The sequence below is a fragment of the Ruminiclostridium cellobioparum subsp. termitidis CT1112 genome, assembly GCF_000350485.1.
GTDB lineage: Bacteria > Bacillota > Clostridia > Acetivibrionales > DSM-1351 > Ruminiclostridium > Ruminiclostridium termitidis.
The window spans coordinates 31562-57058 of record NZ_AORV01000061.1 but is presented as its reverse complement, the minus strand read 5'-3'; the positions used below and the strand labels follow the sequence as shown (position 1 = coordinate 57058).

The window sequence follows — 25497 nt, the reverse complement described above, 5'->3', positions numbered from 1 at the left end:
TAAATGTAAATAAGGAAAAGGATACAGTTTGGATATGTATAAACCACATATAGCAATTATTGATGACGGTGTAAATGAAAAGCTGTATAAAATAGGAAAACTTAAACATAACATCCAGGTGACACCTGAATTAAAAATGTGTGAAAGGGTTGATTATGACCCTTTTATACCGTCCCACGGAACCACCTGTGCTGCTATAATTAATAAATATGCGCCTGAGACGGTTCTGTCCAGTATAAAGATTTTAGATGGTGAATCACATACTGGAATGAAGGCTCAATTGATCAAAGCTTTGAAATGGTGCGCAGACAATGGTATAAGGCTGGTAAATCTCAGCCTTGGAACTATAGATTACAGGGATTTCAATGAAATAAGAGAGTCTGTGAGCTATGCTCGTGAAAAAGGTGTTGTAATAGTTGCCGCTTGTAATAACAGAAATATTTTTACCTGTCCGGCTTCACTGGGAGATGTTATAGGAGTCAGGTGCGACTGTCAGGATAAGCTTGGGGAAAAAGAATATATTTACAATCAGAAAGCACCTGACGGAATAGAGATAACTGCTAATGGAGGTCACAAACTGGAGAAATTCAATGGTGAAAGCAAAACCACTTCCGTGTGTAACAGCTATGCCGCACCTCTCATTACTGCTTTGGTGTACGAAATTATTAGAAATAATCCCGATATTTTATTGCCTGATATTAGAGAAAAATTAAAGAAAGCATCAATACTTACTGACAGGATTGAAAGGGAGAAACCCCTGCCCTGCAATCATACCTCTTACAGCATGGTGGACAGAAATATGGATGCTCCGGTTATTGCATTGTATAATTATTGCGGAAAGGAACCCGAGTATTTGGGCAGAAAGCTTACCGATGCATTCAGGAAGGACGGGTACAATGCAATAAATATTTCTGAAGGAAAGACAGGGCAGGATTATTGCGCCGGGTACATAAACATCAGCAGTTTTATTGAAAATAAAGGTGATTTTATAACCGGGGCACTACAGATGATATTTAATGTTTTTGATCCGGATATTATGCTTGTATCGGTTGATATGGCAAATCAGCGTAAACAGAATTGCATAAATGATATGGAAAGCAATTTTGATACTGATATTAATATAAATGTTTATGAAGACTTAAGAATTGAAATTAAAAGCTCTAATGAGGCCAGGACATTTGCTCTGCGAGATGATTTGGAAATAGACGGATTATATTCTTATATTACAGGTTTATTTGCCAAATTCGGGAATGATTATGAAACTGCCGTCAACAAAGATTAATCAGAATTAAAGGTTGAATACAGGCTATATGTAGGAAATGGGATAATATAAATCACATTCACTATACTGCTTGCTGCATTTTGCGTAATTTATCCGTTCAAAACGGAACTTCTGTTTAAGATTAAAATCCACATTGGGTATCCATGTGGTAAAAATATATTCCCATATTCCTGATAAAGTCTTTGAAGAGATTTCTTCCGGCCTGTGGGGGCCCATGTATGTGAAAACTCCGTATTTGTGCGGTTGGATATTCCTTATTTTCATATCGGGAAGAACAATGCTGCTCTGATCAATCCCCACGGAGGGCTGATAAAAGGTATACCCTTCCGCATGGGGCGGAACAGTTGTAAGGCCGATATATACATCCTTGTCCACCGGATTAAAGACTCTGAGCCTGTGATTGTAAAAGAAATCCACACCCAGCTTGTTTGCTGTCTGATTGACCGCATTATCCTCCACTTCAACCCTGTATTCCAGACCTGCAATTGAAAAGGCGGGCAGCACGGTTATTGAACGGAGAAAGACAAGCCCTTCTCCGGCACAATTCATAAAATTCGCATTAAACCTGTCCAGAATTTCCAGGGGACAGGGATTTTTGCGCCATTTTGCCGGAGTTATGCCGAACTCTTCCTTAAACACCCTGTTGTAGGTACGTTCGCTGCCGAAGGAGTATTTTGATGAAATGAATTCTATGCTGTTTCTTTCATGGATCAAGTCACTCAGGGACTGGGCGATCCTTCTCCTGCGGACATATTCCATTAAACCTGTGAAGGTGGCACCCTTCCATATTCTTAGAAGATGGAACTTGGAGACATTGACGTTTTCTGATATATTATCCAGGTTTAACGGTTCCAGAAGATTACTTTCTATGAATCCGGTGGTTTCTTTTATTAACTCCAGCAAGTGATTATCCAAATCAGCCTCCATTTCCCCAATGAGACAAAGGAATCGTCCCATTAACCTCCGCAATTTTTGTCCTGTTTTTGCAAATGGGATTAAGTATAATCATACAATAACCTTTTTTTAACAACAACCATTTATTTATAAAAGCCTGATAGTCCGTAACATATAAATATGAATATGGATGTTACGGACTACCAGGGAAGGGAGACCGAATATGGATGAGAAACGTCAGGCCGGACTAAAGGAAAGATATAACGGAGCTGTTGACAGCTTTGTTGAGAAAATCAAGGGTGATCCCAATGTCATCGCAGTGATTGTCAGCGGAAGTTTGGCTTACGATATGATATGGGAAAAAAGTGATATCGACATGACTCTGGTAGTCCGTGACCAAAATCTGAAAAACGACAGCTATTCCATCATTGAGGACGGAATTACAATTAATGTTTACATTACTGTCAGAAGCTCCTTTAGAAGATACATGGAACGAAATATCGGAGGGTCTTTTATGCAGGCATATTTTTCAAAAGGGAAAATTGTCTACACTACAGATGAAAGTTTATATGATTTTTTTGAAGATATTAAGATCATTGGAAGTGACGATATTGCACTGTCGGTATTTTATATGGCAGGTGAACTCATAGGCATTTATGACAAGTGTCAAAAGTGGCTTACAGCCAGGGAAGACCCTATTTATACCCAGTATTATATCCTGAAGGCGGCAGAAGTTATTGCAAACATGGAGCTGTGCCTGGCCGGCATCCCGGCTTCCCGCGAATCCATACAGAAAGCGGTCGCACTTAATCCCGGCCTGCTTAAGACATTTTATCAGGAGGCTATGTCCCGCTACTACAGCATTGAAGAACTAAAAGCGGCCATCGATAAAATTGACGGATATCTTATGAGCAAGCTGGACATCATACAAAAACCCGTTATTGAATTTATGGGTGATAATGAAATAAAAACCAGCACTCTCATTGCAAAGCATTTTCGTGTAGATAGTCATTATATAATCGATGTATTTGACTATCTTGCCGATAAGGGCGTAATTGAAAGGGTATCCCAGACTATACGGATAACCCCTAAAAGCAAGCTGGCAGTGGAGGAACAGGGATTTTTGCTGGTGCCGTAGCGCGGCTATCATGGGTTGATAACTATTTTTTGGAGGATGAAAGGAGATAAAGAATGCCTATCAGAACACATATTGAAATATCGGGGGCAAAGCAGAATAACCTGAAAAATATATCTGTTGAAATCCCCAGGGACAAGCTGACCGTCATAACAGGAGTATCCGGATCGGGTAAGTCCTCTCTGGCTTTTGATGTTATATACGGTGAAGGTCAGAGAAGGTTTCTGGATTCCATATCCAATTTTGCAAAGAGCCGTATAAGCCAATTAAAAAAGGCAAAGGTGGATTATGTGAGGGGACTGTCTCCGGTTATCGCCATTGAACAAAAAAAGAGCAATAACAATCCACGGTCGACAGTGGGTACTGTTACAGACATCAATGACTATATGAGGCTTCTGTTTTCAGCTGCCGGGGTTGGAAAGTGTCCTGAATGCGGGCATCAGCTCAAACAATTGTCTGCCGCCCAGATAGCGGAGCATATTTCAACTTTGCCTGCGGGTACGGTTGTTGAACTGAGAGCACCGGTATATAAGATTTATGGAGAGGACTATGATTATACTTTCCACCAGCTCAGAGAGAAAGGCTTTAAGAATTTGCTGGTCGACGGAGAGCCTTTTTCATTGGCCGATAAAAGAGAACTTGATGAAAATGTGGAATATAAGATCGAACTGGTAATAGACAGGTTCACTTTGAAAAACGATACATATATCCAATTGACAAAATCCATTGAGGCGGCCATGCTTGCCCTTGATGAGGACATTATGCTGAAAGTGGAGGTGGCGGGAAATGCCGGCAGGGAATTCTATACCGGTTTCGGCTGCCCCGAGCACCACCACATACTGTGTGAAATGCAGCCCTTCCATTTTTCCTTCAATACGCCTGCAAGTGCATGCCACACCTGTCTTGGGGTGGGAATGTCCTATGTGGTTGAACCGAGGTTTTTGATTGTTTCTCCTGAAAAAAGCTTGAACAGGGGGGCTCTCAGAAATACTGTGTACAGTTTCGGCAACAAGGACAGTTATCGCTCGGTAGTAATGTACAGCCTGTCCCAAAAATATAATTTCAGTCTGGATATTCCCTTCAGAGATCTTCCCAAGGAAATTCATGAACTTCTTTTTTACGGTTCAAAGGGAGAGCCTGTTGAAATGCTGCAGCCTCCGTACTCTCAGAAGAGAAACTGGATAACCGGGAGAGCCAGGCCTTTTGCAGGTTTCGTCCATGAATTGGAGAGCTGGTACAGGCACTATATAAGGAAAACTTCGACAAGTGAAGCCTTTGAACCCACCTTTATAAAGGAATGCATGATAGAAAAAATCTGTCCGGAATGTAACGGGGCCAGGCTCAAAAGGCAAAGACTCCACATAACCGTAGGGGGTAGGAATATTGACCAGCTGAGCAGGATGCAGCTGCCGGAACTTCTGGATTTTCTCAAGTCACTGACCTTTGAAGAGGATATACGGGAAATTGCGGAATCCGTTATCAGGGAGATCAGCTCCAGACTTGAACTGCTGATAGATATCGGCCTGCACTATATAAGTCTTGCCAGGAGAAGTGACAGTGTTTCGGGCGGAGAAATGCAGAGAATCAAAATGTCCACACAGATCAGCAGTGAACTGATGGGCATGCTGTATGTAATGGATGAACCCAGCATAGGGCTTCACCCCAGGGATTCCCAGAGAGTAATAGACACCATGAAGAAGCTGAGGGATATCGGAAACACCGTAATTGTGGTCGAGCATGATATGGACACCATAAAGAGTGCTGACCATATAATTGAAATCGGACCCGGTCCGGGTGTTCACGGAGGCAATATAGTAGCTTCGGGTACGGTTGAGGATATTGTGAAGGTACCGGATTCGGTGACAGGAAAGTATTTGTCGGGGGAGGCTTCCATACCTGTACCCGGGCAGAGGAGAAATCTTGGTGACAATTTCCTGTCCATCCAAGGAGCCCGGGAAAATAATCTGAAAAATGTAGACATAGATATACCGCTGGGGGTTTTTATCTGTATTACAGGAGTTTCGGGCTCGGGCAAGAGTTCATTAATAAACGAAATATTGTATAAGCAGCTGAAAGTCAATAAAACCGGTGCCCGTATAGTTGCCGGAGAGCATGATTTTTTGTTTGGAACGGAACTGTTGAACAATGTCATCAACATTGACCAGTCTCCCATAGGCAAAAACAGCAAATCAAATCCCGCAACTTACATAGGTATTTATGACAAGATACGTGAGATCTTCGCAAAGCAGCCCGAGGCAATAAACAGGGGCTACAGCGAAATTGACTTCAGCCTGACCCATGCCAACGGCACCAGATGCGAACACTGTGCTGGGGACGGGATCATTGTGACAAACCTTCAGTTTATGGCAGATATTGAGACTATATGTCCTGTTTGCAAAGGGAGACGTTTTTCCGATGAAGGTCTGGAGATAAAATACAAGCATAAAAGTATTGCGGATGTACTGGATATGACAGCCGAAGAGGGATTGGAATTTTTCAGGGATGAAAAATACCTGAAGCATAAATTGAAAATCATAAACGAACTGGGCCTGGGGTATATGACACTTGGGCAAAGCTCCACAACTCTGTCCGGCGGGGAGGCTCAAAGAGTAAAGCTGGCATACGAACTGTCAAAAATAAAGAGGGGAGCACACAATCTGTATATTCTGGACGAGCCCACGACGGGGCTTCATCTGTCAGATATCCGGAAATTAATAGACTGCCTTGTAAAACTTGTTGACAACGGCCATACCGTACTGGTCATTGAACACCATCTGGATGTTATAAAATCTGCCGACTACATAATTGATATAGGGCCCGAAGGCGGCAGCGGCGGCGGTATGATTGTAGCCGAAGGGACTCCTGAACAGGTGGCTAATGTGAAAAACTCATATACGGGCAGATATTTGAAGGAAGTTTTGTAGCTGAATTTTAAAAATACTATAGTACATAATTAGACACTACTAATTTACTCTCCGTGCCGGTTTGCTGAGCAACTTTACCAGGCACAGCGAAATATTTATAGTGTATACTAATTCAGAAGAATACTGTAAGATATTAGTATATCCCGATGTCCTGCCGGGTTACCAACCACGGCAGGACATCGCATCGATACTGTAACCTGACTGCTGAATATGGTGGTAAAATGAATATATATCTGTGGGGGGGACATATGGGAAAGTTGATTCTATTATTGTTTGCGTTGCTCATGCTGATGTGTTTCTGCATCTATAACTGGTGGGAACGCAGAGAGAAGAGCAAAAGGATGTTTGAGGAAGAAAAGAAGAAAATAAATCCTTTAAATACCCATACCGCATGGGGCTTGTATGCTTTTGCCGCACTGCTGGCCATTCTGGGGATTGCGGCTTATGAGATATATGTGCTGATGGATAAGATATATAAGATGAATTAAGTCAGGATAAATATGAATATAATTTCTACCTTAGGGCTGTAAATGTGTTTGTAAATTTTCCCCATTCTATTCACCCAAGTATAAATTTACTTTATTATTGATAGCCTTTGCTGCCTGGGAAGAGGTTTGCTTTCCTTGAAAAAATAAATCGACCTCTTCGCTTATCATTATTAAAATATTGTCATCTATATAGTAACAGTTATCAATATTATCAATATAGTTATCCAGTTGACGTATAAGTTTGTCAGACAAAGGAATGGATGTGTACTGAGGGCCATTTCCCGGTGTATAGTTAAAAATAGTCCTATCTGTTCCATTTTCTCCACAGTATTTTTCTAAAATTGTGGTATATGCTTTTTATTAACGGGCAGCCAAAGATTGCCATTCAGTGCCTGGAACTTTTCCGACAAAAGCAGCTTTATAAAATTGTAAGCTTCAGCTTTGTACTTACATGAGTTGTTTACCGCGACGAATTCTTCTACCAACCCGGCAGGTTGATTATCCCCATCTATACCGGGATATAGAAATAATTGAACCTCTGAATTTAAAATTTTATTAACAGCGGTACTATCAACCCATACACTTTCAGGGAAAATATCTCCAAAGGCCAGAAGCAGTGAATCTTTTTTCATGTATTCAAAGAATAATTCCGGAACTTTAAGTGTGTGATAATTTAAGATCGAAGGAGATAGAGTTTTGTAGTCTTCTAAAAGCTGGATAAAGTTTTTATTATCAAAATTGGCTTTTTCTTGAGATATATTGATAAAATCATTCCAGCTAGTTTCCATTATTGAATTGAAATCAGTTACTATTAAGTATTTTTCTGCAGTCTGAAAATGTTCAGATTGTATTTTAATTAAATCTTTGAAAGTCCACTTGCTTTCATCAATTATAATGTTATTTTTGTCAGTTAAACTTTTGCTTGACCATAATATGGGTATGCGAAAGTTAAGTGGAATATAATACCGTTGTCCATTTGTGATTCCACAATCTAAAACTTTATTGTAATAGTCAGATAAATTAAAGTGTGCATCTTTATTAACATATTGATCAAGGTCACAGAATACTTTGTTTTCAACAATTTTGTTAAGAGATGGGAAAGAGCTGACCAGATCAAGTATTATATCCGGTCCTTCACCTGCTAAAATAGAAGTTGTAAGTTTATTTTTATATTCACTGGTTGATATTTCATCTGTATTAATAACAGAAGTATGTATTTGTACCTTACTTGCAGAGTTAAACTCTTTTATTGCAGATAATGTACGGGTATCATAATATCTCACGTACATGTTAATTATTTTTGGAGTAATGGTTTCTGGATCGGGTATATCATTATTGGAAGTACACCCGGGAAATATTATTAATATTAGTAGACTTATGATAATGAGTATTTTAATTATGCTATTATATATTTTCATAACGCCTCCTTAAAACGCTGATATTTCATAACTATCAAATTAATATCAGCTTCGTTTTGGGATGATTACTTAATCCAAATATGTTGTAATCCTTAAATAAAGTGAAAGTAACTCAAGTAAATTATTGTAAATATGTTTTGACTATTAATTCAAATACGTGTAAAATCCAAACCATTGAGAATACATCCATAAAATCACATATATTACAAATTATAATTTATTTTTAATCATATTAAAACAAGTAATTAGGGACATTTGACACATTTATACAGAGGGGTGAAAATGTGAAAGGAAAGCATGGTTGTTATATAAAACAGCTCATATTATTATTAATATATTTAATGAGTTTTAATGTTGGCTGCTTACAAAATAGTACTTCAGTAAACGAAAGCCCAAATCAAGAGAATCTTCGAATTAATATTTTTAACGATGATTATGTTGCAATTAGTGCAATAAGTGAATTTAATAAATCGAGTAAGATTAAAATCACTCCTACTATGATAGATATAAAATCACAAAATGATATTGGAAATTATAAAACTCAAATGACTACTGAGATTTTAGCAGGTCAGGGACCTGATATTATATATGATTTCCCTGAAAGTTTTCCTTCACTATGGAAAATAATGAATAGTGGTGCCTTTTATGATTTAAATAAAATAATCGATAATGATAAAGAATTTAATTTCTCAGAATATAATAAGGAAGTACTTGAATGTGGTGTTATTAATGGAAAGAGATATTTTATTCCAATATATTTTAAAATACCGGTTATATGGTCAGCCAATTCAATATTAAAAAAGAATAAGTTAATGATTAATGATAATGGTTGGAGTTGGGACGATTTCAAAGAATTATGTATAAAGTATGCAAATAAACAAAATGGTTATGGAAATAAATATTTGATTGGAAATTCATTTGATTTTGAAGCTATAATAAAAAACTGTTGGACTGATTATATAAATTACCCTGAAAAAAAAGTAAATTTTGAATCAGAGGAATTTGTAAAATTACTAAATAATTATAAGAGTATTTATCAATACATATTACCGGATAGTAAATTAAAAGCACCTGATATATTTTTTGAATTTCTTAAAAATGATTCACTCGCGCTTGTTAATGGAGATAATTCCATAGCCTACCTTTGGATATGTTCCTCTTGGGTCAATAGGGTTCTAAATGCTGATATGAGTTGTTTTTTATATCCTGGTAAAGGAAATATTAATGAGATTAACGCTCAAGTAACTAAGTTTGCAGTAATTAATAATAATTGTAAAAATAAAAAAGAAGCATTTGGTTTTATAAAACTTCTCCTATCTGAAAAATACCAAAATAATGAAACAGGTACAAAGTGGGCTCCTGTGAATATTAAAGCATACACCAGTATACAAAATCAGTATTCGGGTGATTCTGCAAATAATAAGCAAACTGCAAATTTTTTAGTAAATGAAAATACACCATATTTATCGGTTGCCTTATCAGACAATACAATCAATAAATTAAATTTATATTATAAAAATATTGGTCAGTGTTCATACGTTGATACTAATATACTCAATATAATTAATCAAGAAGTGGAAGCATTTCTTGTTGGAAAACATAATGCACCACAGACCGCTAAAATAATTAATGATAAAGTACAATTATATATGAATGAATAAATTTATATAGCGGTTTGCTGATAGAAGCATAAATTGTTGAGATTTTTAAAAATGTTTATAATTATCACCAGTCAAAATAGAAGAAGGCAGTAAAACTATATAGTTGATAAATCATAATAAGATGTAATATCATAAAATTCCACTAAATAAAATAAAAGGAAAAAAATGGTTGACATTAAATATTTTTTTAATTAGAATTGTATTAAACGCGAGTTAAAGATATTGCTCTCTTATAATTCGAATAAAGGAAAAGTTAAATTGATGGAATTAATATAAAAAGCATTGTTTACAAAACCGGTTATTTTTTAATGTGATCCACATGCATCTCCAAAGGATAACAAAATTTTTTACTATTTAACAGATAGGTTACCCAATTTTATAATTATTTGGTATTAATATCATAGCAGAATAATTTAGATAGATCAAAAAGTGCATGATTTTACGTATTTGATTTCTTGAAAGGATATCCGCGGAAACCCAGATAGAAATTCAAATAGACAATGTTCAAAAGAAGTCCGCGAGCTTTTGAACCATAAAAATAAGAAGGTGTGGTGAAAATATGAAAAGTCTAGGTAAAAAGTTAGAATTCCAGATGGAGACTGTGGAAGCCTATTGTACTTCATGTTCCTATTGTGGATGTTCTTGTGATTGTTCTGGTTCATGTGATGCTTATGGATCCGTTCAAAGCTGGTATTATGGCAGTTTATCAACGTCTAGAACCGATAACCACTCAGATTCATCAACTTATAGTGGGAGTGTGGCCTCTGTAGGCTAGATGTAACAAATAATATTACATATGTAGAGAAAAAAATTGAATCAACTAAAACACTAGGTTGATTCAATTTTTTCTTTTATTATTAGCAAAAGGTGGGGACAGTCATGCATAACCATAAACCATTTATTCATACGTTTAAAGTTGGTGGAAAAGATTATATATATGATGTAAATAGAAATGTTATTTTAAAAGGACAAAATGAACTTATAAAAATGTTGATGAAAGACCAAGCCGAATCAGAAAATGTAGAGGACAAAGATATATTTGAACTTATGGTAAAAATGAAAAATGATGGATTTTTTTCCTCAAATCGAATAAAAGAAATTTTACATCCTGCAGATGAACTTATAGAATACTATTTAAATAGTAAAATTCAAAAGATAACATTACAGCTAACACAAAACTGTAATCTTAATTGTAGTTATTGTGCATATTCAGGAGGCTACTATAATAGAACACATACAAAAAGTAGAATGGATTTTGAAATTGCTAAAAGAAGTATAGACTTTTTACTTGGCCATTCTGAAGATAATAAAGAAATAAATATTGGTTTTTATGGTGGAGAACCATTATTAGAAAAAGGATTAATTAGAAAATGTATCAACTATGCTAAGGAAAATTGCTTTGGCAAAAAGTTATCTTTTACAATTACTACAAACGGTACACTCCTTAATGAAAATATTGTACAGCTTTTTGTAGAGAACGATGTATATTTGGTAATAAGTTTAGATGGACCAAAAGAGGTGCAGGATAAAAATAGAAAGTTCGCTTGTACAAGTAAGAGTACTTTTGAAATTGTAATGAGAAATGTAAGTTTTATTAAAGAGAAATATCCTAATTACTATAAAAATATATGCTTTAACGCAGTACTTGATCAGGAAAATGAGTTTTGCTGTATTGATAACTTCTTTAGAGATTTTGATTTAGTTAAAGAAGCAATGGTTTTAGCATCAGAAATTAATCCTAACTCAAAAAAAGAGCATGTGAAAAATGACCAGACATTTATAAATAATTATAAATATGAAATTTTTAAACTTTTTTTATCTAGACTTGGAAGATTGGATCAAAGTTATGTTTCCAAACTTGTAAAGACATATTTTATTTCTTTAGAAAAGACTTTTGCCCAACTTAAATTAACCGAAAAATTGCCTGAAAAAGCTCATCATGGAGGACCTTGTATTCCTGGATCACAAAGATTATTTATTGATACGCTTGGAAACTTTTATCCTTGTGAAAGAGTAAGTGAGACATCAGAAATAATGAAAATTGGCAATATATTTGATGGTTTTAATTATGATAATATTCGCGAAATATTAAACATTGGTAAATTAAGCGAAAGTAAATGTAAAAACTGCTGGGCATTTCGGTTTTGTGGATTATGTGTTGCGATGGCCGATTCAGTAAATGGACTTTCAAGATATGAAAAAGTGAGTAAGTGTAATAGGACAATAAAATTTGCTGAAGATAGATTAAAAGATATATGTATGTTAAAGAATTTGAAATATGAGTTTAATAAATTTATAGGAGGACGAAATGAAAGAAAAACTATTGATATTTCCTTATAGTTTTGAAATTGTTCCGGTTTTAAACCATTTATATTTGGAGAATTATGACATTATAGGTGGAATTACATTTGGGAATAAGGACAATAACTATAACTTTAACAAAAGAAAAATAGATATTCACCAAATAAATAAATTTAATCAATTATTAGAATGCTGTGATACTGTATTGATTTGTGATAGTTTGTCAAACGTTGACTACGATGCATTTTTATTTCCTAAAATTACTGAGTCAATAAGACATAAGAAAAATATTTTATCAATAATGGATATCGATTACAAAAGAAATGACATTATATCTGAATTATGTAAAAAATATTGTGTTAATTATCAAAGTTTAATAAATCAAGAAGAAAAAAGTTATTTGATTTTGAAGGAAAATTTGTATAGAATAGATACTCCGGTGGTGTTTGTAATGGGAATGTGTGAGAGAACATGTAAGTTTGAAATACAGTTAAATATCAGAGAAGAAATTAAACGTTTAGGATATAAAGTATCTCAGGTCGGATCACGAAAATATTGTGAGTTAATGAAGTTTCACTCATTTCCCAATTTTATGTTTGATAAGGCTATTAGTGAAACAACTAAAATTATTAGTTTTAACAGATTTATAAAAGAAATAGAAATAGAGGAGTCGCCGGATTTAATTATTATTGGGATCCCAGGGGGTGCAATGAAATTAAATAATGAATATACTCACAATTTTGGTATTTTTGCTTATGAAGTTTCTCAAGCATTAACACCAGACTTTGTATTAGTAAGCTCTTTGTATGAGAATTTCAAACCTGAATATTTTCAAAAAATTTCAACTGCCTTTAAATATAAATTTGGATATGAAGTTGATTGCTTTAATTTATCAAATGTGCAGTGTCATTGGCCAAATGCGGGAGATTTTACTGAATTAGAATACTTAACAATAGATCCCAATTTTATTGATAAAAAAATAAAAATTATAAAGACCTAAAAATTCCTATATTTAACATATTCAATAGCATTGATGCCAAGAAAATCGCTACTGCTATAATAGATAAACTTAGTTATTATGGAGAGTATTCCTTGTTTACAAATTAACTTTAAAAATCAGAGTTAAATTTAAGGTTAAATTGAAAAAATGATAAGGTGTGGGATATTAATTGGAATCTAGTTCCTCTCGTGGCTATAAAATCCAATTGCAACATAGCAAGTTGGATTAATTAGGTAGTCAGTGCAAGTTCTCTCTTTTTAGGGATTTTGGTCGTTTGAAGTTAAAAACTTTTTTTACTCGTGTATTTTTAAGTGAATTTGCGGCCTCAAATAAGTAATATTTTACGAAATTGTTAATGGAGCATATAAGTCTGTACTGTCAGATTAAAAAGTATTCGGATTGATGTTCCATCTAGGCTAAACCTATATGTTGAGCTAAAATAGCCTGATTTTTCAATCGGTAATATCACAGTCTTCAGCTATTACTATCATTAAGTGAGTAAAACCTGATTATTATATTTAGCTAGGGTTTATATAATTCCAGTAATTTGAAGTCACAAGTAAGGTTCGTAACTGGAATTTATTAAGAAAAACTTTTTAAAATTATTATGTGAGGATTTATAATATGAATTTAGTGATTTACTCAATTTTAAGCCGTATTTTTGAAGAAAGGTTTGGACTAGATATCTCCCTAATAAATTTTAATATTGATATTCTAGATGGACAATTTGGTATTGAGCCAAGGGATCTTGTTTACCTCCTTTTTGATATTGAGCGTGAATTTAATATCACTGTAGCTGAAAAGGACATAGTCAGCGGGGATTTTAAAACATTAAATGGGATAATTAATGTTATTAATAGACAGTTGAAGAAAAATGGAGAATAAATAAATTCAGATAGTAGTCCTAGAATAAAACAAAAGTTAATACTAAAAAGGTAATATTAGCTATGGGTAAAAATAATTGATAAAGTGGAGGATTATACTAATGCATGCTAATGCAGGTATAAATAAATTAAAATTATGAGAAAAAATTATATACTTCTTTTAATTATCTCTATGATTATATTCAGTAGTTGTGAGAGTAATGAAGTTGTGGGTAATAAGGGACAAAAAGAAAAAATTGAGCTCGAAGTAAGTGCTCGTGTAAATGATCAGTTTACACACAATGCAATAGCTAAGTTTAACGCTAAAAATAAATATATAAGACTTGTGGTAGATGATATTCCCCAAAATGTAAATAAGGAATACTCTGATAAATTAGCAGCTGATTTAATGGCAGGTACCGGCCCTGATTTATTTTGCAATAATACAGACATATTCCCTTCCATTTATAAAGCAATCCAGAATAAGACGTTCTATGACTTAAATAAACTTATTAAAAAAGATAATGAATTTAAGTTGGAAGACTATTACGAAGAAATAATAAACTGCGGTGAAATAGATGGCAATAGATATATTTTACCGACAAATTTTGATGTGCATATTTTTTATGGATTCGATAAGGTTTTAAAGAGTAATAATATAAATATTGATAATAAGAATTTATCTTGGGAAATATTATCAAATGTTTCACTAAAATATACGAAAAGTAAAGGTAAGTACTTTTTTGTTCCTATGGATTTTCAATCTATTTTTGAAAGCTATGGAAAAAGTTTTGTCGATTACAAATCTAAAAAAGCTAATTTTGATTCAAATGAATTTATTAATTTAATTAAAAGCTATAAAAGTATAATATCCGCGATTTGTCCCCCTGAATATGCTATGAAGTACCAAGGATTATATTGGGGAATGGTAAAGGATAATGCACTCATCTTGCTACAGACATATTCTACTAATCCGGAATTTTTTTGGTCAGAATACAATTTTGGAAAAAAAGTTCTTAATTCAGATATAAAATTATATCCGTATCCATCATCACAATCTAATGGTAATTATTCTGCATATGTTACAAAATTTGCTGCAATAAGTAACAAATGCGAGTATCCGGAAGAAGCATTTGAGTTTATAAAATATGTATTGTCTAAAGAGATTCAAAATGATGCTGTAATTTCAAGTGCTCCTGTAAATAAAGAAGCATATAATGAAATTATAAATTATTTTTCAAGTAATGAAAAACGTGGCAAAGAAATAAAAAATCCTGCAGATGATAAAACTTATAAAAGTGAAGCGATATCTGCGGATCTGGCAAAGATTTTGGCAGATATACCTGAAAAGGTTAATACTTGTGATTTCATAGATAAAAGTGTTTTAAGAATTATCAATGATGAAATGGCAGCCTTTTTAAATGAAAGCAAAACAGCTGAACAGACTGCAAAAGTAATAAATGAAAAAGTATCATTATTTTTAAATGAATAAGCCTTAACAAAAAGCTTTTTGCATTTAATATAATTACTACTTGCGGCCTATCCGAACGAAACGTTCGATTTATAACCGTTATTCACTAAAAGTTTACAAAAATTTGAATAAAAGCGTAGATATACCTGTTGTAGTATTATATAATAATTATGGTAAAAATATTTGTTTGGATAAAAAGCTTACATATAAATTCGGACTGGATTGGTTCTGCAGCAGGCTTAAAACATTGAAGACTTTATTGAAGCTGATAATAGAATTAATATATTTTCAGGATCTGGACCTGCAGCTAGTAGCTTTTATGAACCCGGGCCCATAAGTTTGACCTGTGCCCATCGGATAGACCCTTTATATACCTGCATAATAAGCTTGTTTGCCAAAGATGAGGTAGGAAATGACAGTGTTACAAACAAAACTTAAAACAAGACAATCCATGGCAGGTTTTATTTTTGCACTTCCCAGCCTGGCGGGTTTTGCTCTGTTCTTTGCAATACCCTTTGCAATCAGCATATACTATTGTTTCACACAGGGAATAGGCGGGGTTGAATTTGTAGGATTTCAGAATTTTATTGATCTGTTTCACAGCAATTCTTTTTTACTGGCATCCAAAAATACAATCATATTTAACGCCATAAGTGTTCCGGCTATAATCATCCTTTCTTTTCTGCTGTCCTTGCTCTTAAACAGCCGTATAAAGGGGCTTCCGGTATTCAGAAGTTTTTTTATACTGCCGCTGGTTATCCCTGTGGCATCGGTAATTCTTGTCTGGAACATTCTTTTCAATGAATTTGGAGTTATTAATAATATCCTGATAAAATTCGGTTTTGCCGGAAATATAGACTGGATAAAAAGTGATCAGTCCATGTGGGTGCTGGTGCTTCTGTATCTGTGGAAAAATTGCGGCTACAACGTAATATTATTTCTGGCGGGTCTCAGCAATATACCAAAGGAATATTATGAGTCGGCACGTATGGACGGGGCCGGCCCCTTGGCCTGTATAAAAAACATTACAATACCTTTTCTCATACCAACGGGTTTTTTCGTATTAATGATGTCAATCGTAAACTCCTTCAAGGTGTTCAGAGAGGCCTATCTGCTCGCAGGGAGCTATCCAAGTCTTAAAATTTACATGCTCCAGCATTTTATGAATAACAACTTTATGAACCTTTCCTATCAAAGACTTACAACAGCGGCCCTCATTATGGCAGTCGTCATAGCATTACTGGTATTTGTTCTTTTCAGAATAGAAGCCAGATTTGGAAGGAGCATTTAGTTTGAAAGACTCTGCTGACGTTCGTCTTCCAAACTAACCTATGAATTTATGGCCGTGCGAAATATTCAAAGTATTATAAGATTTTTGTGGCCACAAATGTGGCTCATGGAGGTTAGCTTGAAAACAAAATATATGGATTTAGGCATACAAATAAGAGCCAAACCATTGTTGAAAAAATTGGCTCAGTAAGCTAAAACTGAATACTTTATTAAATTTACGGTGATGCTACGACATTTAGTCCTTAGTCACCACAAATCCCTGTGACTGAAGAAGCTGTATTGCATATCAATGCTTGACTGAGTACCGGAAGTATTTTGTATTTTACTGTTTTGCAGGTATCCTTCATATAAAGAAGAATCAAAGGCTTCATTCTTCTTGAGCATGTTGTAAACACAGGTAAGCAGCATTCTTGCTATGGCAATAATGGCTCTTTTGTGCCCACGACGTTTTTTGATAGCTTGATACCTATGATTAAAGTATGTACAGTTTTTGTCCTTTATTGCAGCATTTGCACACTGTACCAGCAATGGTTTGATGTATACTCCGGCATGGCTTATGCGTACACTTTTCTTCTTCCCGGCACTTTCATTATTCTGAGGTGTAACACCTGCCCATGAACAAAGGTTTTTTGAGTCTTCAAAGGCAGACATATCTACACCGATTTCAGAGATAAGGGAAGTTGCTGATTTGGTTGTAAAGCCGGGTAGTGTGGATACGAGCTTGATTTGTGGTTCAAAGTTATTGGCAAGTAAATCGATTGTAGTATCAAGCTGGTCAATACAATTTTCAATGTAGTTAAAATGCTCAAGGCAGACTGACATTTTTGAGTTTTGCTCCTGGGAGATGGAACCCTTCATAGAAGAATTGATTACATCAGCTTTAGGAAGCAAACTTCTGTGAAGAAGCGAAGAGAAATCAACGTTCTTTTTGTGGGGGTTCTCCATTGCGTATTTAATGATTGCAGAAGCAGATTTTCCAAAAGTGTCTGAGACTACATTTGAAATCATAATATTGGATACGGTCAGTGAGTTCTGGAAACGGTTTTTCTCACTTGAACGTACATTGACAAGCTTGAAACGATACCTCAACAGGTCTCTGAGCTCTCTGACGGATTTGGGAGGAATAAAGCTTCCCCTGACCAAGCCGTGCTTGTGGAGATCGGCAATCCAGAGAGAATCGCGTTTATCGGTTTTCTTTCCGGGGATGTTCTTTATATACTTGGGATTTGCCAGTGTAATTGAGCATGTGTCCTCAAGAATATTAAAGACCGGAATCCAATACTTGCCTGTACTTTCCATGCAGATGGAAGAGCAACTGTTAGAAGAAAGCCATTGCTTGAAAAGCAAAAGATCATCAGAAAAAGTACTAAACTTTTTCGCCATATAGGTCGTGATGTTATTTTTTGTGGTTGCAATAGTAGCAACAATAAACTTTTTGTGAACATCAACACCACAACAAACAGGATAAACAATTTTAAGCATAAGCATCACCCAGGTAAAAAAATAGAGCATACAGACATTGACTGAATACTCACGTTTTTAAACGGTCTTTGTTTAAACAAAGATTAGCTTACGTGCTCTATGGCACACTTATTTGTACTTGAAAAAAGTATTCGGCACATGTTAATATGCGGACTACAGAAAGAATAGTCACACTACCTCCGCCGTGCTCTGTAGTATATCTGCAGCTCAAGAACTATTTTACATTAAAACAGCGGAGAAGAAAAGTTTTTCATCACTTTTTGTGCCTTGAGCACAGCGAAAGGAATGATAGTTAATATGAAAGCAGCGGAGAATTTTTTAGCCGGATCGGGAACCAAACTGAAGAGTCTGGTAAAGTACATAATAATGCTTTGTATTTCTGCAGCACTGCTGTTTCCGGTAGTGTACATGCTTGCAAATTCCTTCATGTCAAGCAGCGAGGTAATGGAGAACTACAGCGCAGTCAGCGGGGCGGCCGTGGAGGAAGGGAGGACTCCCGGGATAACCTTCAGCCTGATACCTGAAAAAGTAAGCTTCATGCAATATTACAACGTGCTGCTGCGGAAACCCAGGTTCCTCTTTATGTTCTGGAATTCAGTCATCGTCACACTGCCCATAATGCTGGGACAGATTGCGGTAGCAACCATGGCGGCATACGCTTTTGCCAAGCTGAAGTTCCCCTTCAGTGACAAGATTTTTTACATATATATTATTGTTATGATGATGCCTTACCAGGTGACACTTGTACCCAACTATATCATCCTGGACAGGACCAGCCTGATAGGTTCCTATTGGTCCATAATCCTGCCGGGAATTTTTTCCACCTTCGGGGTATTCCTGCTGAGACAGTTTATGATAAATATACCCGACGATTATTGCGAGGCCGCTAAAATTGACGGTGCGGGGTATTGGAAATCCCTTACCTCAATTCTGCTGCCGCAATGCAAGGGCGCAATAGCCTCACTGGCCATACTTGTCTTCATTGACAACTGGAATATGGTTGAGCAGCCGCTGGTATTTCTTAAGGATGAAACCATGCATCCGCTGTCAATATTCCTGTCCAGAATAAACAGCGAAGATGTCGGTATTGCCTTTGCCTGCGGAATATTGTATATGTTCCCCACCCTGCTGATCTTTTTATATGGGGAGAATTATTTTATTGAGGGGATCGAACTGTCCGGTATCAAATGACAACTTTTTTGGAGGTTATAATGGATAATATTCAGACAGAGAGTCAATTATTAAAAAGAAAAAAAATAATCAGAAGGACTGCGGTTACCTTCATATGCGTCATAATCCTGCTAACCTTTTTTTCAAGCACGATAAATAATTTTCTGCTGCCAACCGTAGAATGTGATACTGCTTCCTCGGGGACCCTCACTAATGAAATAACCGCCGAAGGAGAGATTTTCCCTGTGGGCACCGAAGCCGTTTATGCTTATGGAACCTGGAAGGTCAGGGATATAAAGGTGGAGGAAGAACAGGAGGTAGCGCCGGGGGAGGAGCTTGCCGTAATTGACAGCAAGGACCTGCAGCTTGACATAAAGAAAGCTGAGCTGAATGTGCAGAAGCTGGAAAATGAACTCAAGAGATATAAAAACGGCTTTCAGGAAGTGGATATGGAGCAGTACAGGAATGACTGTGAGGCTGCACTGAAGGCTGTGCAAAAGGCCCGGAAAAACCTGGATGACCAAAAGGAACTCTATGCTGTTGATGCCGTTTCGCTGCAGGAGGTAAATGACGCCCAGGATAAGCTTGATGCGGCAAACCGCGAATATAATGAAAAGCAAAGGATTTTATCCCAGAAAGAAACCGAGATCAAAAAAGCAGGAGAAAGCTATGGCATCAATATAACGGAAAAAGAATCCGAACTCGAGGTTGGAAAGCTTGAGCTTCAGAAGATGAAGAATAACATTCCCATGGATGGAATTATAAAGGCACCTGTCGGAGGCACCATAAAAAGCATATCCATCGAAAAAGGCTCTGTTACAGGCAGCGGGCAGGTATTATTCGAGATAGTAAAAAAAGAATCGGGCCTGGCTGTGAGGTGGACGCTGGAGACCAAACCTGCCGGTGAGGTTGAGATAAACGATACTGTTGAGATTTCGGGAGAAGCTGATGAAAATTTTAATTTCAACGGAAAAGTAAAGGACAAAAAATATCTGACCGAACAAGGCAAGTATCAATTTACCTCTTACCTTGAGAATTCCAAAGAAGACCTCAAAATAGGCCAGAAGGTTGATGTCAAAGTCAGAAGGGAAAGCCGGCAGTACAAAACCCTTGTTCCAAACAGCAGTATAGTGGACGAAGGCGGAAGAAAATACGTATTCCTTTTAAAGGAAAGAAAAGGCGTATTGGGGACCGAAACATATGTTCAAAAAGTGGAAATCACAGTGCAGGAGGAGGCCGACTTATATAGTGCCGTATCACAGAATGGTCTTACGGGTGACGAAAAAATAGTCGTATTCAGCTCTAAAGCACTCTCCGACGGACTTCAGGTTAAGTTGAGGTGAATGGATTGGATGAGATTAAATTACAGAGTTACTCGGTAAAAAAATTATTAGTCCTTTTATCAGCCCTGTACTGCCTGGTATTTGTCATAAACAGTATGGCTTCGGGGTATGAGTATAAATTTGACGGGGATTATGGGAAAAGAGTTGAGGTCAATATAAAAAATAAACTGACTCCCGATGGTAGAACATTGAAGCTGCGAAATCTGGAGTCAGTAATAAATAGCTCCGGCTTGAATTATTCCTATCAATGTGAAGCAGAGGCCTATATAAAAGCCGGCAGTAAGGGGTATTCCGTTAAGAGGGTGCTATCCGGCGAAAACCTGTCCGGCTTTTTAGGGCTTCACATGCTAAAGGGTTCCTTCTTCAATGAAAGTCAGCATGAGTATGGAAAAAAAGTTGCAGTCATAAGTGAAACTTTGGCTGAAAAACTGTTTATGACAGATAATGTTCTGGGAAATGAAGTTGAAATTTCAGGGATCAAATATAAGGTGACGGGTGTTTATCAGAACAGGAATACACCCTTTTCAATATTATCCTCCGACGGAATTGAAAGAATCTATGTTCCGTTTGAGAGCTTCACAGGATATAAAGACCTGATCATAGAAACAGTATTTTTGAAAGGTCAAAGCCTTCAGGAGGAAATCTTCAGGACTGACAAGGTTAACAACCTGCTTAAACAAGCAGGTGTAAATACTGATTATTATAGACTGAAAGATTTTTACGACAGTCCTGTTTTTATTTCACAGCCTCTTTCAGCTTTCATATTCTTTGTAGGAATGCTGATAATCATCATATTGGCAAAAGCCACTGTCAGGTATATCAAAGACGGTATTTCAAATTTTGAGCAGCGCATGAAAGCAAGGTATTTATTTGAGGTTATTAAAAGTTCAAAACTGGGAATATTGATCTTTTTAACGGGAGCGGCATTTCTGCTTTGCGGTATTGCTGCCGTATTTTTTATGGTCAGATTTAAGGGGAGCATACCCTATCAGTGCATACCTCCGGATAATATTTTTGATTTTCAGTTTTATGGCAGTTTGATAAGCGAAGCTCTTCACAACGCCAATGAGTTTTATGGGTACAGACCTACACAATATGAATTGCAGGTTCACTATGGACTTGTTGCCGTTTACTGCCTGACAGTCCTGCTTGTCATCAATTTTATTGCAGTGGGATCTGCCATCAAATTAAACCGGTTTTTAATGTATTCATCCTTAAACAGCTTAACCGTGCTGGGCGGGGCAATAGTTCTGGGCACGGTATCAGGCTTTATCCTCTGTCTGATATTTGGCATTCAATCCGCTTCTCCGGTCAGGTTTTTCACTGTTTTAAGCATTTATTTCTGTGCCAGGCTGATCAAAATACCTGAAGGTATCAGTCTTGCGAACTTTGGTTTACAAAAATAGAAAAATGTTTCACAAATCATTTATGGATTACATAAAATATCATGAATACCATAAATTGAGGTGAAAAGAAACATGGCAAAAGATAGATTCCTGCTTATAAAGGCTTGGAGTTATGTACTGTGGGGTGATATAGACCATGTACTGGGTCATCTTCTCATAGCTGAAATTACAGACAGGATCCCTGTGGTATACTGGCCTACACACTGTCTTAACAACGGCTTTGTACAGACAAACGGCTTTGAGCTGTATTTCGAGCCAATAAACAGCTATTCCATATTTGATCTGACCCATCCCCAATATACCTATTATCCCCCCATATGGGATTCCGACAATCTTTTGGTCGACGATAATACAAAGGATACCTGGACCTTCCGCAATGTAGGGGATATACTGGGGAGCAAAGCCAATGTGGTGGTGGGCGATGTTTATTACAATGTTTACGAACTTATTCCCTTTATAAAGAAAAATCACGCTGCTTATGGAATGTCTGTTGAACAGGTATATCATTATCTTTTCAATAAATATATAAGAATAAAGCCTGATATTAATATGGAGATACAGGGCTTTTACAATTCCTGGCTGAAGGACGGCCATCCCGCCCTTGCCGTGCATGTCAGAAGAGTCAATGAAGAGCTGGTTTTTGATACAAGAGATGCCGACAAATTTGACAACCAGTACTGGAATAAAGTATACACAAAGGTAAAAAAAGAATCGGACAGAATTGACGAAAAAGTGGTTAAGTATTTGAAAAAAGGCAAACACAAGGAGCCTAACAAAGCTTATCACAGAGATATCCAAAAGCTGATCGAAAAGTATAATATAAAAAGGATATTTCTTCTTACCGACTGCCAGGAGACCCTGAAGGAATATATAAGAATATATGGTTCCAGAATAGTTTATACCGATTGCAAACGTTTATCCGCCGATCAGGAGCTCACCTACATGGAAAACCCCATGGTTAAGAGAAGACGGGGTATAGAGGTGGTAAAGGATGCATGTATTGCGGCAAAATGCGATTTTTTTATCGGCAATGATTTCTCGCACCTTTCACATGCTGTTACCCGTATGAAGGATTGGCCTTCAAGAAATATGAAGCTGCTTTACTGGGTGTACAGAAAGAGAAAATATCCCATTAATGCAAGGCTTGTTGTCAGGAAGGAAAATGTATTCCTGAGCTTTCTCAAGAGACTTTTCGGCAAAAGGGTTTCTCAAGAAGGAGGTTACTTCAATGCCAGGTGAAAAATTTTTACTTATAAAATCCTGGGGCTGCGGTTTTTGGTCCGACGTGGACCACGTAGCGGGGCAGCTTCTGGTTGCGGAAATTACCAATCGTATTCCGGTGGTGTATTGGGGTACAAACAGTCTATATGGGGAATCCTTCAAAACCAATGCGTTTGAGCTATACTTCGAACCTTTATCGGACTATACTCTGAATGATGTTGCAAAACCGGAATACTCCTATTATCCACCGGTATGGAGCTTTGATAATATTATTGTCGAGGACCTGGATAAGGTGGCCTGGACTTACAGAAATCTGGGAGAAATGATCAATAGCGATGCAGATGTTGTTGTAAGCGATATTCATTATTTTGTGCGTCCCATAATTAATTTTATTCCCAAAGATCATTGGGCATATGGTATGACGGCACATGAAATATACAGATATCTATTTGATAAATATTTCAGGCTGAAACCCGATATAGAGGATGAAATAGAGGAGTTTTACAATAACAAAATGAAGGACAGCAGTCCTTTGCTGGCTATCCATATAAGGGGCGGCGACAAGGTTCGCGAGGTGGAGAACCTCTCACATCTCAATAAACAGTATCACAAAAAAATACAGGAATATATAAACAGGTACAAAATTGAAAAGCTGCTCCTGCTTACCGATTGTAAGGAGATCGTCGACAATTTCGAGGACCGCTATGGTTCAATGGTAGTATATACAGACTGCAGAAGGGGACTTATCAATGCTACGGGAGACGCACCCCACCTGCAGGATTACAGTGTAAAGCGGCGTAAGGGCATAGAAATAATAAAGGATACTTATCTTGCGGCCAGGTGTGATTTCTTTATCGGAAACGGTTATTCAAATGTATCATATACCATAAAACGTCTGAAAGATTGGCCCGAGGAAAATATAGTCCTCTTTTACAGAGATCTGAAAGGGGAAATGAAATTGGCCAAAAAGCGTGTGAAGGCCGAAGGGAACAGGAGAGCCAGGGAAGCAGCGGGCCATAGATTGGGGTATCCGGAATTTTACGGGGGTGTTAATACTTATGTCGACTAATAGATTTCTTCTTATAAAAGCTTTGGGTAACAGCCTGTGGGGTGAGGTTGACCATGTCATGTGCCAGATCCTGGCGGCAGAATTGACAAACAGGATACCTGTGGTTTATTGGGGCATGGAGAGTCTCTACAGCGGGTCCCTGACTACAAATGGATATGAATTATTCTTTGAACCTGTTTCGGAATACACCTTCCACGATATGGCACGCAGAGAGTATACCTATTATCCTCCTGTGTGGAAGGTTGAAAATGTACTGGCGGAGGATACCGACCGGCTGAGGATGGAAAACCGCGATCTGAAAAGTATAATGAAAAGTGATGCAAATGTAGTTGTAAGCGATATATATTATCCCATCAGGGCTTTGCTGCCATGGATAAAAAGTGACCATTGGGCATATGGGAAAACTCCCCATCAGATATACCGCAGGCTTTTCGATACCTATTTGAAACTCAAGCCCGAAATAACAAAGGAAATTAAGAAATTTACAAATACCAATCCCAGTTTCAGGGATGAAAAGCCCATCATCGGCGTACATGTCAAGGGAAGTGCCATAGTAAATGAAGTGGCCCAGCTGTATGACCTGAATGAATTTTACAAGCCAAACATATGGCAGTTTATCGTCAGGTATAATGCGAGACATTTATTCGTAATAACCGATTCGAACAAAATATTCAATCAATATAAAAAATTGTACGGGAAAAATGATATGCTCATATACACCGACAGCAAGAAGGTTCCCCTCAGGGAAAGAATTGCAACCTGCCTGCTGGACTATCCCAACAAAAGGCATAAGGGAGTTGAGCTGGTGAAGGACACCATAGAAATAATCAAGGACACCTATCTGGCCGCACAGTGTGATTTCTTCATTGGAAATGGTTATTCCAACCTGTCAAACACTGTGATGAGACTCAGGGACTGGCCCGATACAAACATCAAGCTGTTGTATTAGCGGATGTATTTCAGCTGCTGCAGACCGCGAGGCGCGAGGATAGATTTAATTAAAATCAACCGATAACGCGAGGACAACTTCATGAGATAGGATGCACGGTTAAAAACAATTTATCGCAATTGTTTTGGGT

At 36.8% G+C, this 25497-nt stretch carries 20 protein-coding genes; 17 read left to right on the top strand and 3 right to left on the bottom strand.

The annotated features are described in order from the left end of the window. Positions 1-34: 34 nt before the first annotated feature. Positions 35-1282 carry a S8 family peptidase gene (locus tag CTER_RS27195; RefSeq protein WP_004629445.1) on the top strand — a complete coding sequence of 416 codons (1248 nt, stop codon included), beginning with the start codon at positions 35-37 and terminating at the stop codon, positions 1280-1282. Positions 1283-1306: 24 nt separating this feature from the next. Here CTER_RS27195 and CTER_RS21685 read toward each other — a convergent pair whose 3' ends face one another. Further along, on the bottom strand, positions 1307-2197 hold the full coding sequence (locus CTER_RS21685; protein WP_040761860.1) for an AraC family transcriptional regulator: 891 nt from the start codon (positions 2195-2197) through the stop codon (positions 1307-1309). Between the two features lie 202 nt (positions 2198-2399). Here CTER_RS21685 and CTER_RS21680 point away from each other — a divergent pair, with 202 nt between their 5' ends. The 3 genes from CTER_RS21680 to CTER_RS21670 all read left to right on the top strand — a co-directional run bounded on the left by CTER_RS21680 (position 2400) and on the right by CTER_RS21670 (position 6723). After that, positions 2400-3314, top strand: coding sequence for a hypothetical protein (locus tag CTER_RS21680; RefSeq protein WP_004629276.1), 915 nt, complete (start codon positions 2400-2402; stop codon positions 3312-3314). Between the two features lie 53 nt (positions 3315-3367). Beyond that, positions 3368-6235 carry an excinuclease ABC subunit UvrA gene (uvrA, locus tag CTER_RS21675; protein ID WP_004629290.1) on the top strand — a complete coding sequence of 956 codons (2868 nt, stop codon included), beginning with the start codon at positions 3368-3370 and terminating at the stop codon, positions 6233-6235. A gap of 248 nt (positions 6236-6483) precedes the next feature. Further along, positions 6484-6723, top strand: a complete 240-nt coding sequence (locus CTER_RS21670) for a hypothetical protein (protein WP_004629283.1) — start codon at positions 6484-6486, stop codon at positions 6721-6723. A gap of 335 nt (positions 6724-7058) precedes the next feature. Here the strand turns inward: CTER_RS21670 and CTER_RS21660 are convergent, their stop codons facing one another. Then, entirely contained in the window at positions 7059-8141 is a 1083-nt protein-coding gene (locus CTER_RS21660) for an ABC transporter substrate-binding protein (protein ID WP_004629344.1), read from the bottom strand. Between the two features lie 284 nt (positions 8142-8425). Between CTER_RS21660 and CTER_RS21655 the strand changes: the two genes are divergently transcribed. The 7 genes from CTER_RS21655 (at position 8426) to CTER_RS21625 (ending at position 16728) form a co-directional block, all read left to right on the top strand. Continuing rightward, a complete protein-coding gene (locus CTER_RS21655; protein WP_004629387.1) occupies positions 8426-9802 on the top strand; it encodes an ABC transporter substrate-binding protein in 1377 nt (458 codons plus the stop codon). A gap of 559 nt (positions 9803-10361) precedes the next feature. Then, complete coding sequence (locus tag CTER_RS29315) at positions 10362-10577, top strand: CLI_3235 family bacteriocin precursor (RefSeq protein WP_083909070.1); 216 nt, start codon at positions 10362-10364, stop codon at positions 10575-10577. Positions 10578-10681: 104 nt separating this feature from the next. Continuing rightward, positions 10682-12142, top strand: a complete 1461-nt coding sequence (ccpM, locus tag CTER_RS21650; protein ID WP_004629376.1) for a Cys-rich peptide radical SAM maturase CcpM — start codon at positions 10682-10684, stop codon at positions 12140-12142. Next, positions 12111-13103, top strand: coding sequence for a TIGR04066 family peptide maturation system protein (locus CTER_RS21645; protein ID WP_004629470.1), 993 nt, complete (start codon positions 12111-12113; stop codon positions 13101-13103). Before ccpM ends, CTER_RS21645 begins: the two co-directional genes overlap by 32 nt. Positions 13104-13727: 624 nt before the next feature. Next, the gene (locus tag CTER_RS21640; protein WP_004629293.1) at positions 13728-13988 is read left to right on the top strand and encodes a hypothetical protein; all 261 of its coding nucleotides are present in this window, start codon (positions 13728-13730) and stop codon (positions 13986-13988) included. Positions 13989-14195: 207 nt separating this feature from the next. Beyond that, complete coding sequence (locus CTER_RS21635; protein ID WP_165585975.1) at positions 14196-15458, top strand: ABC transporter substrate-binding protein; 1263 nt, start codon at positions 14196-14198, stop codon at positions 15456-15458. 391 nt (positions 15459-15849) lie between these two features. Further along, positions 15850-16728 (top strand): carbohydrate ABC transporter permease, encoded by an 879-nt coding sequence (locus CTER_RS21625; protein ID WP_004629460.1) that lies wholly within the window; start codon positions 15850-15852, stop codon positions 16726-16728. A 245-nt stretch (positions 16729-16973) separates the two neighbouring features. On the opposite strand, the gene CTER_RS21620 is transcribed toward CTER_RS21625, so the two are convergent. Further along, positions 16974-18209 (bottom strand): IS110 family RNA-guided transposase, encoded by a 1236-nt coding sequence (locus CTER_RS21620; protein WP_004629439.1) that lies wholly within the window; start codon positions 18207-18209, stop codon positions 16974-16976. Between the two features lie 297 nt (positions 18210-18506). Here CTER_RS21620 and CTER_RS21615 point away from each other — a divergent pair, with 297 nt between their 5' ends. The 6 genes from CTER_RS21615 (at position 18507) to CTER_RS21590 (ending at position 25367) form a co-directional block, all read left to right on the top strand. Then, positions 18507-19400 carry a carbohydrate ABC transporter permease gene (locus tag CTER_RS21615; protein WP_004629417.1) on the top strand — a complete coding sequence of 298 codons (894 nt, stop codon included), beginning with the start codon at positions 18507-18509 and terminating at the stop codon, positions 19398-19400. A gap of 20 nt (positions 19401-19420) precedes the next feature. Then, positions 19421-20722: an efflux RND transporter periplasmic adaptor subunit gene (locus tag CTER_RS21610; protein WP_004629286.1), complete on the top strand. Its 1302-nt coding sequence runs from the start codon at positions 19421-19423 to the stop codon at positions 20720-20722. 5 nt (positions 20723-20727) lie between these two features. Next, positions 20728-22128 (top strand): ABC transporter permease, encoded by a 1401-nt coding sequence (locus CTER_RS21605; protein WP_004629304.1) that lies wholly within the window; start codon positions 20728-20730, stop codon positions 22126-22128. A gap of 72 nt (positions 22129-22200) precedes the next feature. Then, positions 22201-23367, top strand: coding sequence for an O-fucosyltransferase family protein (locus CTER_RS21600; protein ID WP_004629393.1), 1167 nt, complete (start codon positions 22201-22203; stop codon positions 23365-23367). Continuing rightward, positions 23357-24418 (top strand): O-fucosyltransferase family protein, encoded by a 1062-nt coding sequence (locus CTER_RS21595; RefSeq protein ID WP_004629437.1) that lies wholly within the window; start codon positions 23357-23359, stop codon positions 24416-24418. The genes CTER_RS21600 and CTER_RS21595 overlap by 11 nt, the downstream gene beginning before the upstream one ends. Further along, complete coding sequence (locus tag CTER_RS21590; RefSeq protein ID WP_004629351.1) at positions 24408-25367, top strand: O-fucosyltransferase family protein; 960 nt, start codon at positions 24408-24410, stop codon at positions 25365-25367. The genes CTER_RS21595 and CTER_RS21590 overlap by 11 nt, the downstream gene beginning before the upstream one ends. Positions 25368-25497: the final 130 nt, after the last annotated feature.